General features: G+C 64.9%; 13 protein-coding genes. 2 read left to right on the forward strand and 11 right to left on the reverse strand.

The features are described 5' to 3' along the window. Nucleotides 1–43 precede the first annotated feature (43 nt). From ACYQ8E_RS09680 to ACYQ8E_RS09690, 3 genes are all read right to left on the reverse strand, one after another. Complete coding sequence (locus ACYQ8E_RS09680; RefSeq protein WP_066728667.1) at nucleotides 44–1,381, reverse strand: DEAD/DEAH box helicase; 1,338 nt, start codon at nucleotides 1,379–1,381, stop codon at nucleotides 44–46. 390 nt (nucleotides 1,382–1,771) lie between these two features. Continuing rightward, a complete protein-coding gene (locus ACYQ8E_RS09685; RefSeq protein WP_157471921.1) occupies nucleotides 1,772–3,472 on the reverse strand; it encodes a sensor histidine kinase in 1,701 nt (566 codons plus the stop codon). 127 nt (nucleotides 3,473–3,599) lie between these two features. Next, on the reverse strand, nucleotides 3,600–4,871 hold the full coding sequence (locus tag ACYQ8E_RS09690; RefSeq protein ID WP_459860817.1) for a cytochrome c biogenesis ResB family protein: 1,272 nt from the start codon (nucleotides 4,869–4,871) through the stop codon (nucleotides 3,600–3,602). 199 nt (nucleotides 4,872–5,070) lie between these two features. On the opposite strand from ACYQ8E_RS09690, the gene ACYQ8E_RS09695 reads away from it, so the two are divergent. Next, on the forward strand, nucleotides 5,071–5,454 hold the full coding sequence (locus ACYQ8E_RS09695) for an OsmC family protein (protein WP_066728676.1): 384 nt from the start codon (nucleotides 5,071–5,073) through the stop codon (nucleotides 5,452–5,454). A 1-nt stretch (nucleotide 5,455) separates the two neighbouring features. On the opposite strand, the gene ACYQ8E_RS09700 is transcribed toward ACYQ8E_RS09695, so the two are convergent. The 7 genes from ACYQ8E_RS09700 to ACYQ8E_RS09730 form a co-directional block, all read right to left on the reverse strand. Next, a complete protein-coding gene (locus tag ACYQ8E_RS09700) occupies nucleotides 5,456–5,692 on the reverse strand; it encodes a DUF4911 domain-containing protein (RefSeq protein ID WP_066728677.1) in 237 nt (78 codons plus the stop codon). Nucleotides 5,693–6,004: 312 nt separating this feature from the next. Continuing rightward, complete coding sequence (gene nudC, locus ACYQ8E_RS09705) at nucleotides 6,005–6,877, reverse strand: NAD(+) diphosphatase (RefSeq protein WP_459860820.1); 873 nt, start codon at nucleotides 6,875–6,877, stop codon at nucleotides 6,005–6,007. Beyond that, nucleotides 6,877–7,401 (reverse strand): NUDIX hydrolase, encoded by a 525-nt coding sequence (locus ACYQ8E_RS09710; RefSeq protein ID WP_066728679.1) that lies wholly within the window; start codon nucleotides 7,399–7,401, stop codon nucleotides 6,877–6,879. Before ACYQ8E_RS09710 ends, nudC begins: the two co-directional genes overlap by 1 nt. After that, nucleotides 7,398–8,291: a diacylglycerol/lipid kinase family protein gene (locus tag ACYQ8E_RS09715; RefSeq protein ID WP_459860822.1), complete on the reverse strand. Its 894-nt coding sequence runs from the start codon at nucleotides 8,289–8,291 to the stop codon at nucleotides 7,398–7,400. Before ACYQ8E_RS09715 ends, ACYQ8E_RS09710 begins: the two co-directional genes overlap by 4 nt. Nucleotides 8,292–8,298: 7 nt before the next feature. Further along, nucleotides 8,299–9,939, reverse strand: coding sequence for an ArnT family glycosyltransferase (locus tag ACYQ8E_RS09720; RefSeq protein WP_459860824.1), 1,641 nt, complete (start codon nucleotides 9,937–9,939; stop codon nucleotides 8,299–8,301). Continuing rightward, nucleotides 9,932–10,219, reverse strand: a complete 288-nt coding sequence (locus tag ACYQ8E_RS09725; RefSeq protein WP_066728683.1) for a lipid-A-disaccharide synthase N-terminal domain-containing protein — start codon at nucleotides 10,217–10,219, stop codon at nucleotides 9,932–9,934. Before ACYQ8E_RS09725 ends, ACYQ8E_RS09720 begins: the two co-directional genes overlap by 8 nt. Continuing rightward, nucleotides 10,212–10,925 carry a glycosyltransferase family 2 protein gene (locus tag ACYQ8E_RS09730; RefSeq protein ID WP_066728685.1) on the reverse strand — a complete coding sequence of 238 codons (714 nt, stop codon included), beginning with the start codon at nucleotides 10,923–10,925 and terminating at the stop codon, nucleotides 10,212–10,214. Before ACYQ8E_RS09730 ends, ACYQ8E_RS09725 begins: the two co-directional genes overlap by 8 nt. A gap of 223 nt (nucleotides 10,926–11,148) precedes the next feature. Between ACYQ8E_RS09730 and ACYQ8E_RS09735 the strand changes: the two genes are divergently transcribed. Next, nucleotides 11,149–11,811 carry a metallophosphoesterase family protein gene (locus ACYQ8E_RS09735; RefSeq protein ID WP_066728686.1) on the forward strand — a complete coding sequence of 221 codons (663 nt, stop codon included), beginning with the start codon at nucleotides 11,149–11,151 and terminating at the stop codon, nucleotides 11,809–11,811. A gap of 23 nt (nucleotides 11,812–11,834) precedes the next feature. Here ACYQ8E_RS09735 and ACYQ8E_RS09740 read toward each other — a convergent pair whose 3' ends face one another. Continuing rightward, nucleotides 11,835–13,052, reverse strand: coding sequence for a peptidase U32 family protein (locus ACYQ8E_RS09740; protein ID WP_066728688.1), 1,218 nt, complete (start codon nucleotides 13,050–13,052; stop codon nucleotides 11,835–11,837). Nucleotides 13,053–13,249 lie beyond the last annotated feature (197 nt).

Raw genomic sequence — 13,249 nt, forward strand, 5'->3', positions numbered from 1 at the left:
GCAGCCGCCCAGCGGGGTTTTTTATTGGGTCGTTCAGGAAGTCTCAGCGCGCCGAGCCGGTCGGCCGGCGCGACCGGAGACTGCGCTCCTCGACGATCGGCTGCCGCCCACCGCGGGTGGCGCCTCCCGGTCCGCCGCCGGCGGCCGGTCGCTGCTGCCAGCTGGTCTGGCCGCTGCGGCGCGGGGCGCCAGGGCGCTGGCCGCCGGGTCGACGTCCCGGGGTAGCGCTCGGCCGCCGCAACGGCCGGGTCGGCTCCAAACCGGGAACGGTCTGAATCGGCACCTGCTGGCCGATATAGCGCTCGATGCGGCCGAGGGCGCCGAGATCCTGGGCGGAAGCGAAGGAGATGGCAATTCCCGAGGCGCCGGCGCGACCGGTGCGGCCGATGCGATGCACGTAATCTTCGGCAAATTTCGGCAGGTCGTAGTTGATGACATGGCTGATGCCGGAAACGTCGAGTCCACGGGCGGCGACGTCGGTCGCCACCAGCAGGCGTACCTTGCCGCGACGCAGGTCGGTGACGGTACGATTGCGTTCCCGCTGGCTCATGTCGCCGTGCAGGGCGGCGGCTGCATGCCCCTGGGTGCGCAGGCGCCCGGCGAGGCTGTCGGCGTCGCGCTTGGTTGCGGCAAAGATAATCGCCCGGGTCAGGTCGGCTTCGGCGACGAGGTGCTTGAGGAGGCGCTCCTTGTGCTCCAGGTTGTCGGTGTGATGGAGGCGCTGCTCGATCTGCGCATGGGTCACCTTCTCTCCGGCCACCTCGATCCGCTCGGGGTTGCGCAGCAGGCGGCCGGCAAGGCGCGCCATGGCCGTATCGAGGGTGGCGGTAAAGAGCATGGTCTGGCGTCCGGCGGGGGTCGCCTTGGCAATCTTGTCGACATCATCGGCAAACCCCATGTCGAGCATGCGGTCCGCTTCGTCGAGGATCAGGATCTCGAGCCGGAAAAGGTCGAGACGGCCGCGCTGCAGATGGTCGATCAGCCGTCCCGGGGTGGCGACGATCAGGTCGACGGGCGCGGCGAGCAGGCGCTGCTGTTCCGGGTAGGGCATCCCGCCGAGGATGGCGCCGCTGCGAATGCGCAGGTACTTGCCGTAGTTGCGTACCGCTTCGGTGACCTGGTTGGCGAGCTCCCGGGTCGGGGTCAGCACCAGAATCCGCGGCCCGCGGCCGCGCCCGCTCGGGGGGGTGCCGAGGCGCTGCAGGGCCGGCAGGACAAAGGCGGCGGTCTTGCCGGTGCCGGTCTGGGCGGTGGCGATCAGGTCGCGTCCTTCGAGAGCCAGGGGAATGGCGCGCTCCTGGATCGGGGTCGGGGCCGTGTAACCACACTCGGTGACCGCCCTGAGGATGGTCGGCGCCAGCTGGAAATCCTGAAAATTCATCTAAATTCCTCGCGTTTTTGGTAATCCGGGCCGCTTCTTCCGTGGCCAGCTGCGGGGCAACGCTCCCCGTCGCAGGCGACTGCCCGGAAAAGACGGCCGGAAAATACCGGTCGCAGCAAAAGAAGGTGTGTGCCGCAGGGCAGACAGCTGCCCTGAAGAGGGAAACGGCAACAACACGAAACCGACTGGCAAGAGACATCGTCGCCAACCGGTCGTGCAGCTGCGTTGCAATGGGGATGCGAAGCAGGGGGGTCGGAGCGATGAAGCGTCGGGCGGGGTGGGAGAAAAACCGCCGGGGCGTTGTACAGTCGCCGCGCACTCTAGGCGATCGGCCGCCGAAAAGCAAGGGAATTCGCACCGGTCGGCCGAGCAGCGGCCGCAGAGGGCCGGTCAGGGGAGGGTAAAGTAGAAAACCGCTCCGTCAGCACTCCCCTCGGCCCAGATTTGTCCGCCGTGACGCTGGACGACCCGGGCCACCGTTGCCAGCCCGATGCCGGTGCCGGGAATCGCGCCGACATTGGAAAGGCGCTGGAAGGGGTGAAAGAGGCGGGACGCTTCGCTCATGTCGAAGCCGCGGCCATTGTCGCGGACCAGGAAGACCTGCTGTCCCCCTTGTTCAGTCTGGCCGAATTCGATCCGGGGGTGACTGGCCTCCCCGGTATACTTCCAGGCGTTGCCGAGCAGATTGTCGAGGAGGACCCGCAGCAGCTGGCGGTCGCCCCGGGCGACCAGGTCCGGGGAAACAACGACATCGACCAGTCGCTGGGGGTCGCCGAGGCGCAGCCCAAGGACGACCTCGCCAGCCAGTTCGCTCAGATTTACCGTCTCGATATGCAACGCCTTGCGGCTGACCTGGGAGATGACCAGCATCGCCTCGATCAGGTCATCCATGCCGTCGATTGCCGTGAGAATGGTCTCGAGGCAGTAGTTGCCGGTCGCGCTGAGCGCCGAATCCGCATCGGCCTCGAACAGTTGGGCGGCGGCCGAGATCTTGGTGAGGAAGGAGCGCAGATCGTGGGAGAGGGAATAGCCGAAGGCTTCGAGCTCCCGATTGGCGGACTGGAGTTCGGCGGTGCGGTTTTCGAGGTCCCGGTTGACCTGCTGGATTTCGGCCAGCGACTGGTGCCGGCGCGTGATGTCGCGGACGACACAGACGATGCCGCCATCGGCCAAAACGCTCAGCGAAAGCTCCTGCGGAAAGAGGCTGCCGTCGCGGCGCCGTCCCCTCGCCTCGCCTCGCCAGCGCCCTGCGGCAAAGAGCTCCGGCAGGATCGCCTGCTCGATGCGGGCGACCTCGTCGGCGTCGTACAGGTCCCGCCAGCTCCGCCCCAGCAGAGTCTCCGGCCGCTCGTAACCGTAAAGCTCGGCATGGGCCTGATTCAGGTAGGTATAGTGCGCCGCGGCATTGAGGATGCCGATGCCGTCGATGGAACTTTCCATCGCTGCCATCTGGTCGTGCAAGCGCTCTTCCAGCAGCTTGCGGGCGGTGATATCGCGAACCGCCTCGATCCCCGCGACGATCTTTCCGGAGGAATCACGTAGCGGCGAGGAGATGATCTCGAAGACACGGCGCCCCCCCGCCTCCACTCGCTCACCTTCATGAACGTGGACGCGGCCGTCGTTAAATGCGGTCACCAGCTGGCAGCCGGGGCAGACCGTCTCCTGCTGCCGGTAGGCCCGGTAGCAGTACTCCCCCAGATGCTCGCCCATCATCTGCCGATGCAGAGCATTCTGATAGAGAATGCGCAACTCCGCGTCCTGGATGCTGACCCCGTCCCCCAGAACCTCGAGGATATTCTCGCAGCGACGCCGCTCGGCGCCTTCGGCCGCGGAAAGGGATTTCAATTCCGCCTGCAGGCGGTGCTGGCGGGTGAAGAGGAGGCTGATGTAGATCAAAAATCCGAGCTGGTTGGCGAGAAATACGACACGGATCAGGATTTCATGAATTCCCGGCGCGAAGATACTGTCGAGGAAGGATTCCTGGTCGAAGAAAGAGTCGATGACGGCGTCGGCCAGCCAGGAGGCTGCCATCAGCACCAGGCCGACGGCCAGGATGCGCATTTTGGGTCCCAGCGTTCTGTTTTCTGCCAAGGGCACCCTCCCACTCACGTAAGCCAGTCAATAAAATGACAATTTCAGATCGGGATAAGCCTGGTCAGACAGTATTAAAATAAACTTATCTCTTTTTTTACCAAACGCCAGCACCCGAGACCTGGAATCAGGGACCGGGCTTGCCTGAGACGGCGCGGCCGGCATCGGCCAAAGCCTGCTCCAGGCGATCGAAGCGCGCGGCCCCGGCCTCCCCCCGGAAACCGCTGAGGGCAACCAGCAACACCTCGTCAGCGACCCGGCTGACGCCAATCACCCGGTAGGGGACCAGGAAAGCCAGCAGCAGGCCGAGCACAATGGTAAGACAGCCGAACCAGACCACAGGCTCTCCGGGATCGCGCGACAGCTGGAATCCGCCGGCCCAGAATCCGAACTTGTCACGACTGAACCCGGTCTGGTAAATCGTCACCCCCTCGAAGACCAGCGGCCGGTTGACCTCGATGATCCCTTTAGCAACAACCGTGCCCGCGCGCAGGAGAGAGACTTCGCTGTGCATCTGGCGCAAAATCGGATCCCGCCAGGCCAGCGGTCTGATCACCACCCCCGGATCGACCCGGTTGGCAAAAGAAGGTTGGCCCTGAAGCTTGCCGCTGCGGGCATGGTACTCCCCGAGGGATTGACCGTCGCGACTGATTTCAAGAATCAGCTGCTCCTCTTCCGGGATGAATTTGAGCACCCGGGCGGTCACACCCGGCTTTGGCAGGGAAACGGTCTCCCCCTCGCGGCAGGTATAGGTCGCAAGAAGCTGGCCGCTGGCGGGGTCGAGGGCGGCAAACTGCAACTCGATGGGGTAGTAACGCGGTTCGAACTGATCGAGGCGGAAGGTAAAGCCGAGAGGAAGATCCTGCTGTCGCTCCCAGTCGAAGTAGACATCGCTCTGGTCGCCGGCGTAAATATTCAGGGTACCGACAAAGCCGAGCTGGCTGCAAAAGGCGCCGGCCATGATCAGCAGCACCGAGAGGTGAACCAGCGTCGACCCCCAGCGACCGACCCGGCCACGCTCGCCGACCAGGGCCCCGTCCGCGACCGCAACCCGGTAGCCCGATGCGCGCAGGGCGGCAGCAAGCTGCGCCATATCCGTATTCCGGGGGAGGAGGTAGCGCAACGGCGAGCTGAAGACCCGTTCCGAACGCAGCAGGTCGAGATGTCGGGAGCGGTCAGCGAGATTGCGCCGGATGGTGCGCAGAGTGCAGACCGCCAGGTTCAGAGCGAGCAGCAGCAGCAGCAACCGAAACCAGATGCTCTGGTAAAAGAGGTCGTAGCGCGCTACACCCAGGCCCTCGTCCCGCCCTGGCTGGAGGGTTCCGAAAACAGAGACGGCGGCCAACCCCAGCAGGAGCCCGAGGGTCAGGTAGAGTGAACTGAAAAAACGGATCAGCATGGGCAGGGGACTCCGCGCCGAGGCTGCGGCAGAAGGCCGGGGCCAACCGGGCCAGTTTCCTGTTGCAAGGGCCTGGAGTCTAGCACGGCGGGAAGAAGGGCGGCAAGGGCTAGCCTCTCCCCTGCCGCCAGATCCGCTGCATCAGGCGCCCTTTTGATCTATACTCTGCACACTTCACCCCCTTACGGAGGAATAAACCATGGAGATTACTTTCCCCGGCGGCCTTGCCGTCGAAGCCCGCTACAAGGGGTTCACCGTCCGCTGCGACCAGCCCGAGGCAGCCGGCGGTAAAAACTCGGCGCCATCCCCCTTCGACCTCTTCCTGATCTCCCTCGGCAATTGCGCCGGCTACTTCGCCCTTCGTTTCTGCCAGCAGCGCGACCTTCCGACTGCCGGGCTGCGCCTGACCCTGACGAGCGAACGGGATCCGGAACAGCATCGCCTGGCCCGGGTGCAGATCGTCATCGAGCTGCCGGAGGGTTTCCCCGACAAGTACCGCGCGGCCATCATCCGGGCGACCGACCAGTGCACGGTAAAGCGCACCATCTTCGACCCGCCCGACTTCGAAGTGACGACAGCGTGAATCAGGCTTCCGGCCCTTCGTCACCGGCCTCATGCAGGCCGGTTTCCCGGGCCAGGGCTGCCAGCAGCGGCAGCGCCTCGGCCGTCCGCTCCACCGGCCAGGCCATCTCCACCAGTCCGGAGTGCCCGTCCAGGGTCCGCAAAAAGAGGAGGCCGTCGTACCCCTCGACGAGAAAGCGCAGATAGCCGATCTCCTGGCGGGGAAGGCGGAATTGCCGTTGCTGGAAGCAAACTGTCATAGCTCTCTTTTCCCTTGACGACTGTCGCCTGAGTCGTTATTTTGGCTAAAGTTTTTTAGGGGAACTGAAAATTGTCCGCCCCCCCGGCGCAAACCCTGGCGGCGGTCGACCACGGCGAATGCTCCCCCCAGCCCCGGCACCGACAACGCCCGCTAACAGCGGGCGTCGCGATCAAGAATTTTTATCGCGCAGTCTCTGTTTCAGCCATTAAAACCTCCTCCAGAGTCGGCTGTACCAAGCAGGAGATTCGTTGCGAACCCCGGGAATCCCCACCCGGGGATTTTTTTTGCCCGGGGCCTGCCCCTCGGCAAGCTATCTTCCGGGAGAAGCCTCGTTGCCGAAGTGGTCGAGGAGGTAGCGGGCAATGCTCCGCTTCGGCGGCAGCAGCGGCAGGGCGTCGATGGAAAACCAGCGCGCATCCTCCAGTTCGGTAGTTTCAACCACCACCTCACCGGCAACGTAGTCAGCGACGAAACCGGCCATCAGCTGGCTGGGAAAGGGCCAGCTCTGGCTGCCGACATAGCGGACGTTGCTGACCGTCACTCCGGTCTCTTCCAGCACCTCGCGTGCCACCGCCTCTTCCAGGCATTCGCCGAAATCGAGAAATCCCGCCACCAGGCTGTAACGCCCGGCGGGCCAGCCCGCCTTGCGAGTCAGCAGCAGTTCCCGGCCGCGCCGCACCAGCACAATGACGCAGGGATGAATATGCGGAAAATGGCCATAGCCACAGGAGCTGCAGGTGCGCCCCCACTCGCCCGGCATCGGCACCGTCGCCCCCCCGCAGCGGGAACAGTGGCGACTGTTGCCGAGCCAGTGCAGGATCGCGCCGGCGGTGCCGGCCAGCGACAGCAGCGCCAGGGAGAGGCCCGGTTCGGTAGCGAGGAGGTTTTCACTGCGCAGCCCGGCCGGCAGGGCGCTCTCCGCCGGCAGCTTCAGGGCCCGGCAGGGACGCCCGAGGTAGCGCCCCAAATAGATGGCCGCCCCTTCATCCCCGGCCGGCAGCATCCCCTCGGGAAGGGTCGCCGCGGGAGTATCGGTGACCAGCAGTTCGCCACTGCGCAGCAGGACCCAGACCCCGGCGCCGCCCGGATCCCGGTCGGGCGATTCGAGCTTGAATTCTGCCGCCAATGCGGTCTGGTTGAAGGGGAGATGCTGGGGGGAGGGGTAGCGGTCGGGAAAAGGCATCAGTCTACTCCGGCAGCAGGCAGGCGGCTGCAGAGGAGCAGCGCCAGCTGGGTCTTGGCATCCACGATCGCCCCCGCCGCGATCGCGGCAAGGGCCGCGTCGAGGGAGAGCAGAAACGGTTCGATAAATTCGTCCGCTTCGGGCGCTGCGGCCACCGGTTGCAAATCACGGGCGAGAAAGAGGTCGATGCGCTCGTCGCAGAACCCGACCGAGCTCAGGGTGGTGCCGAGAAGATCGAGGCGGCCGGCAACATAGCCGGCCTCCTCGGCCAGCTCGCGCCGGGCACAGGCTTCCGGAGTTTCTCCCGGCTCGAGGCGTCCGGCGGGGATCTCGATCACGTTCCCCCCGGCAGCGGGCCTGAACTGCCGCAGCAGCAGGACCTGCCCGTCCTCCAGTAAGGGGAGCACCGCCGCCCCTCCGGGGTGACGAACGATTTCGAAATCGGCCCTCCGCCCATCGGGGAGCAGGTGCTCCTCCAGCGCCAGCGCGACGATCCTGCCGTTGAAGACCGGCCGCCGCTTCATCCTTCACTCCCCTTGCCAGGCATCACCAGGCAGAGCTCGTCGCTGGCAATCCGCAGGGTTACCGGCAAGCGGCCGAAGAAATCGCCATCGATCTGTACCGCCACCCCCGCGCCGAGCAGTTGCAGGTTCGGTGTCTGCAGCCGGCGGGCCGCGGCCGGGGAGAGGGTGCGGCCGGCGGCAAGGGCGAGCGCCGCACCGAGCAGGGCGCGGCGCCCCGGCTTGAGCAGCAGGCAGACTTCGAAGCTCGCCGTCGTCAGGGACGCCCCTGGCGCGATGACGAAACGTCCGCCGTAAAGCCTGCCGTTACTGATGATCGCCCCGTAACAGGGGATATCCTCCCCGGCGGCGGTCCGCGCCGTGAAGGGCTGGGGCGGCGCCTGGAATAGAGCGCGCAGCGCGCTGGCGAGGTAGGCGCCCTTGCCCAGAGCGCGCTTCAAGCCCGGGCTCACCTGGCAGACCGCCTCGGCATCGAGGCCGGCGCTCGCCATGAGCAGAAAGCGGGTGTCGTTGGCGACCCCGAGGTTGACCGGGACCGCCGGGCCTTCGAGGGCAATGCGGCAGGCCGCTTCCAGGTCAAAGGGGATGCCGGCTTCGAGGGCAAAGACGTTGGTCGTTCCAAGGGGGAGAAAGGCGAGCGGGATGGCGCTGGGAACCAGGCCATTGACGACTTCGTTGAGGGTACCGTCACCGCCGGCCGCAATGACCCGATCATGGCCCCGGGTGCGGGCTTCGGCCGCGGCCCGGCGGGCATCGCCCCGCGCCCCGGTGAGGGTCAGATCGACCTCCACCCCGGCGGCGCGAAGCCATTCAACTGCATGCTGAATCCGCTGCCGGGCCTGGCGGCCGGCCACCGGGTTGGCGATCAGCTTGACGCGCGTAACCCTGGCCACGACGACCTCATTCCTGTCCGGGGTTGGCGGCATCGGCCGCGACCCGGCAACGGTAAGCGTTATGCTTGCGCTGCTCATAGACCGGGGCACAGCGATAGCCGCTCTCCGTTTCAAAGGAGGGCTTCGCCTCGGCGTTCATCACCACGAAGAGTTCTTTCCGGTCGCCGAGGTAGCGCTGGAGGTCGGCAGCGGTAGGCAGGTACCAGTTCCGATAATCCTGGTTTTCCTGGAACTGCACCTCGCGCTCCATGCCGTAGGCGGAGGCGGTCAGGTGACGGCGATAGAGGGAGAGGGAGGGGAGAAATCCCCTGTAGACCAGGACGTCGAGCTTGCGCCCGGGGTCGAGGCGGTTGAGCGCCTGGGCCATCTGTTCGTAGCCGCGCATCTGCGGAGCGGCCACCGCGGCGACCCCGTAGGCCACCGTCGTCACCAGCAGCAGCAGAGCGGCACAGCGCGGGATCAACAGTTCACCGCGGTGGTCCCGCAACGCCTGCCACCAGAGCCAGAGCGCCGGAATGGTTGCCAGCAGCAAAACCGAGCGCAGCGGTCGGGCCGGCGGGTAGACAAAACCGGCCACCGCCGGGGCAATCGCCGCCACCAGCAGCACCAGCACCGCCAGCAGGCGCAGCCGTGGCATCGCCAGGCGGGCAAGGGCTCCGGCAGCGAGAATCGCCGCCATGCCATAAAAGGGGAGGATGTAGGTCGGCTGCTTGCTCTGCGCCAGAGTGAAGATCAGAAAGGGGACCAGCACGTAGAGAAAGAGAACCTGCCGGGAGCGGTCGAACTTGCGCAGGCGCACCGCCCCCTTGAGAAAAAAGAAGATGTAGGGGAGAAAGGTCCCGGCGAAGACATAGAAGAAATACCAGGGCGGCTCGTAGCGGCGGAACCGGTTGCTGGCGACGCGGTCGACGGTCTGGACCTTGAGGAAGTAGTAGAGCAGGCCGGGGTTCTCGATCATCACCGCGATGTACCAGGGGAGCGCCACCAGGGCAAAGGTCGCCACCGCGAGGGCGGTCTCCCGCCAGCTGAAGAGGCGGCGATGGCCGGCATCAAGGAGCTTGGCGAGCAGAAACGGCAGCAGGGTGAAGAGGAAGATGAGCGGCCCCTTGGCGAGGAACCCCAGCCCCAGGGCGAGGCCATAAAGGGGGGCATCGCTGCGCCGCGCCGGACCGGCGATGCGGCGCAAGAGGTAATACTGGGCCATGACCGTGAAGCAGGTCAGGTAGATATCGGTGGCGACAATGCGCGCCACTCCCAGAAAGAGGAGGGAGGTGGCAAAGATCAGGGCGGCGTCGCGGGCCTGGCGATAGTCACCGAGCAGCACCAGGGCGAGCCGGTAGAGGTAGGCAACCGCCAGGCAGGCCGCGACTACGCCGAAAAAACGGGCGCCGAAATCGTTGATGCCGAAGAGTTTGTAGCCGGCGGCGATCGCCCAGTAGGTCAGGGGGGGCTTGTGAAAATGCTTGATGCCGTTGAAGAACGGCTCCAGGTAGTTGCCGCTGGCCACCATCTCCCAGGCAATTTCGCCGTAACGCCCCTCCGTCGACTCCATCAGCGGCAGAAGCCCGGTCGGAATCAGCAGAATGAGAAAATAGCCGGCCAGCCACAGCCAGAGTCGCGGGCTGGCCGGTGCCCGGGATTCAACCATTCTCGGCTTCCCGCTCCCGTTTTTCCCGGGCAATCAGGTAGATATTGCGGGTGTAGATGAAAAAGCCGGTCGCCTGGCCGACGATAAAGACGATGTCCTTGCGGATGATGGCGTAGATAAGGAGCAGGGAGCTGCCGCCAATACTGAAGTACCAGAAGGCAGTGGGGATCATGCTGCGGCGATGCTTCTCCGAATAGAGCCACTGCACGAAAAAGCGCATGAAAAAAAGGCTCTGGCCGGCAAAGCCGAGCACCAGGATGGCGATCTCCGTTTTAGCCATGCTTTTCCCCGATCTCGATTTTCAGTTGCCGCTTGATCATCCAGCGCACGGTGATGACATCGTAGAGCCCCTCGACGCCACGCCGCAGGTTGGTGTACTTGGAAATCCCGTGCAACCGGGGCCGGTGATTGACCTTGACTTCGATCACCCGTGCCCCCTCGTTGCGCATCAGGGTCGGCAGAAAGCGGTGCAGCCCCTTGTACATCTTGATGCGTTTGAGCATCGCCGCGTTCATCACCTTGAGGGAACAGCCGGTGTCATGGATCGATTCCCAGGTCAGCTGGTTGCGCACGAAATTGCCGATGCGGCTGCTGATCTTCTTGCCGAGGTTATCCTGGCGGTTGAAGCGCCAGCCATTGATCATCTCGAAGTCGCCATAGTGCTTGAGCATCTCCGGGATATCGGCGGGGTCGTTCTGCAGATCGGCATCCATGGTGATGACGACATCGCCGTCGGCATGCTGAAAGCCGGCATAGAGCGCTGCCGACTGCCCGGCATTGCGGGCAAAGGCAACATAGGCGACGGTTGGCGATTGCGCCGCCAGCTCCTTGATGACCGCCAGGCTGCGGTCGGTGCTGCAGTCATCGACAAAGAGGATCTGGTAGGGATAGCCAAGGCGGGTCGCTACTGCGGAAATTTCGCTGAAAAGGCGCTGCAGGTTCTCCTCTTCATTGAAGACCGGGATGACGAAAGAAATTTTTTTCATGACCTTCGTGACTTCTGACCACCTCTGGGCAAAAAGGTCACCGGCGCTGCCGGTGACCGGACGAGAGGGGCCTGGAGGGATTATCCGGGAACAAGAGACCACCCTGAAACCAGCAAACAGGGGTGCAAGTCGGACAAAAATACGCCGATTTTCCCAGTGGCGCAACCATTTTTCCGTTTTATGGCGGTTAGATATAATGGAGACGTGAAGACGAGGCAAAGACATGAACAAGCAACCGGATAACGCGTTGGCCGGCCTCCCTGCCCGGCGCCTGCTGGCGGTCGGCGATATTCATGGCTGCCATGAGCTGCTGGCGCAACTGCTGCGCGAGGTCGGCCCGGGCGCTGATGATCGCCTGGTTTTCCTCGGCGACTATGTCGATCGCGGCCCCGACAGCCGTGGCGTCATCGACACCCTGCTGGTATTGGTAGAGCGCTGGCCGCAGACCATCTTCCTGCGCGGCAACCATGAACAGATGTTCCTCGATTTCATCGACGGCCGCGCTTCCTGGATCTTCCTGGCCAACGGCGGACAACAGACCCTGGACAGCTACGGAGCCGCTACGCGAAATGAAATTCCAGCCAGCCACCAGGCATTTCTGCGCCAGTTGCCCACCAGCTACCGCTGCGGCGAGTTCCTTTTCGTGCATGCCGGCCTCCGTCCCGGGGTGGCGCCTGAGGACCAGCGCGAGGAGGACCTGCTCTGGATTCGCGCTGAATTTCTCGACTCGGATTACGACTGGGGGCAGACCATCGTCTTCGGCCACACCCCGCAGCCACGGCCGCTCCTCGCCGCACGACGCATCGGCCTCGACACCGGCGCGGTCTATGGCAGGCAGTTGACCTGCTGCGATCTACTCAGCCGCCGTTGCTGGCAGGTGGGCTGACCCCGTCGCACCACCATCTCCAATCAGTCATGCTCCCGCTTTTCCCGGCGCAGCAGGTCCCCGGGCCGGGCACCGGGGAGCGGCATGCGGACCCGGGCGTTGGGCTGGGCCACCGTCAACGGCAGGCCAGCGGCATCATGCAGCGTGCCGACCACCAGCTCCGCTTGCCGCATCTGCGGTCCGATCAGCTCCAGGCTCTCCCCGGGAAAAAACCGGTTACGCACCGCGACTTCACCGACACCGCCGGCGGCAGCGAGCACCACGCCGACAAAATCCCAGCTGCGCCGGTAGCGGGAGTCCCCCGGATGGACCAGGGCCGTGCGATGGCCGGCGAGAAACCCGCGGTCGTAGGGACGGTGGCTCACCTTGTCGAGCTCTTCAAGCCAGCGCGGGTCGCAGCGCCAGCTGTCGGGGTTGTTCAGCCAGCTGTCGATGGCGGCCCGGTAGACCCGGGTCACCGCGGCGACATAGTAGACACTCTTCATGCGCCCTTCGATCTTCAGGCTGCTGACCCCGGCGCCGAGCAGGGCCGGCAGATCTTCGAGCAGACAGAGGTCCCGGCTGTTGAAGAGGTAGCTGCCACGGCCATCCTCCTCGATGGGGAAATACTCCCCCGGCCGGGTCTCTTCCACCAGGGCATAGCGCCAGCGACAGGGCTGGGCGCAGGCCCCCTGGTTGGCGCTGCGCCCGGTGAGGGCGGCGCTGAGCAGGCAGCGCCCCGACCAGGCGACACACATGGCGCCGTGGACAAAGACCTCCAGTTCGACCCCGGTGGCGGCCATGGCCAGTGCCCGGATTTCCGACAGGGAGAGTTCCCGGGCCAGATTGACCCGCCCGACCCCGGCCTGGCGCCAGAAGGCCAGGGCACCGGCATTGGTGGTACTGGCCTGGGTCGACAGGTGCAGGGGGCGCCGGGGGTCACAGCGCCGGGCCAGGGCCAGCACCCCGGGATCGGATATGATATAGGCGTCGAGATCGAGGGGACGCAGCGCCTCAAGATAGGCCGCCAGGTCAGCCTCCTCACCGGGGCGCAATTCGGCGTTGAGGGTCAGGTAGAGCCGTCGCCCCCGGCGCGCACAAAGTTCACGCCCGCGGGCCAGGGCGTCGAGAGTAAAATTCCCCGCCTGGGCCCGCAGGCCGAAACGCTCCCCGCCGGCGTAGACGGCATCGGCGCCGTAATCGAGGGCGGCCTGCAATTTCTCGAGATCACCGGCCGGGGCCAGCAGTTCAACCTTCGCCATTCAGTTCAGTCTCTCCGTCTAGGATAATTGTCCGCAGAATAGCACAAAGCACTTCCTACCGACTGGCAGATTCTTTGCAGAGTGATCCGGAAGAGGTCCATTGGATCCTGGTCAGGGTTCGGCGCCGGACGTGCCGCACGGGTGCCATTGCGCTTGACAAGCGGTGAAAAAGTCTATAATTTTTAGAAAATTTTGCG

Source organism: Desulfuromonas carbonis (assembly GCF_054658035.1).

What these genes read in the sequence shown, in the direction of transcription:
- ACYQ8E_RS09680 (WP_066728667.1), bottom strand. Translation starts at nt 1,381, where the DNA reads ATGAATTTTCAGGATTTCCAGCTGGCGCCGACCATCCTCAGGGCGGTC.
- ACYQ8E_RS09690 (WP_459860817.1), bottom strand. Translation starts at nt 4,871, where the DNA reads ATGCTGATCCGTTTTTTCAGTTCACTCTACCTGACCCTCGGGCTCCTG.
- ACYQ8E_RS09695 (WP_066728676.1), top strand. Translation starts at nt 5,071, where the DNA reads ATGGAGATTACTTTCCCCGGCGGCCTTGCCGTCGAAGCCCGCTACAAG.
- ACYQ8E_RS09700 (WP_066728677.1), bottom strand. Translation starts at nt 5,692, where the DNA reads ATGACAGTTTGCTTCCAGCAACGGCAATTCCGCCTTCCCCGCCAGGAG.
- nudC (WP_459860820.1), bottom strand. Translation starts at nt 6,877, where the DNA reads ATGCCTTTTCCCGACCGCTACCCCTCCCCCCAGCATCTCCCCTTCAAC.
- ACYQ8E_RS09710 (WP_066728679.1), bottom strand. Translation starts at nt 7,401, where the DNA reads ATGAAGCGGCGGCCGGTCTTCAACGGCAGGATCGTCGCGCTGGCGCTG.
- ACYQ8E_RS09720 (WP_459860824.1), bottom strand. Translation starts at nt 9,939, where the DNA reads ATGGTTGAATCCCGGGCACCGGCCAGCCCGCGACTCTGGCTGTGGCTG.
- ACYQ8E_RS09725 (WP_066728683.1), bottom strand. Translation starts at nt 10,219, where the DNA reads ATGGCTAAAACGGAGATCGCCATCCTGGTGCTCGGCTTTGCCGGCCAG.
- ACYQ8E_RS09730 (WP_066728685.1), bottom strand. Translation starts at nt 10,925, where the DNA reads ATGAAAAAAATTTCTTTCGTCATCCCGGTCTTCAATGAAGAGGAGAAC.
- ACYQ8E_RS09735 (WP_066728686.1), top strand. Translation starts at nt 11,149, where the DNA reads ATGAACAAGCAACCGGATAACGCGTTGGCCGGCCTCCCTGCCCGGCGC.
- ACYQ8E_RS09740 (WP_066728688.1), bottom strand. Translation starts at nt 13,052, where the DNA reads ATGGCGAAGGTTGAACTGCTGGCCCCGGCCGGTGATCTCGAGAAATTG.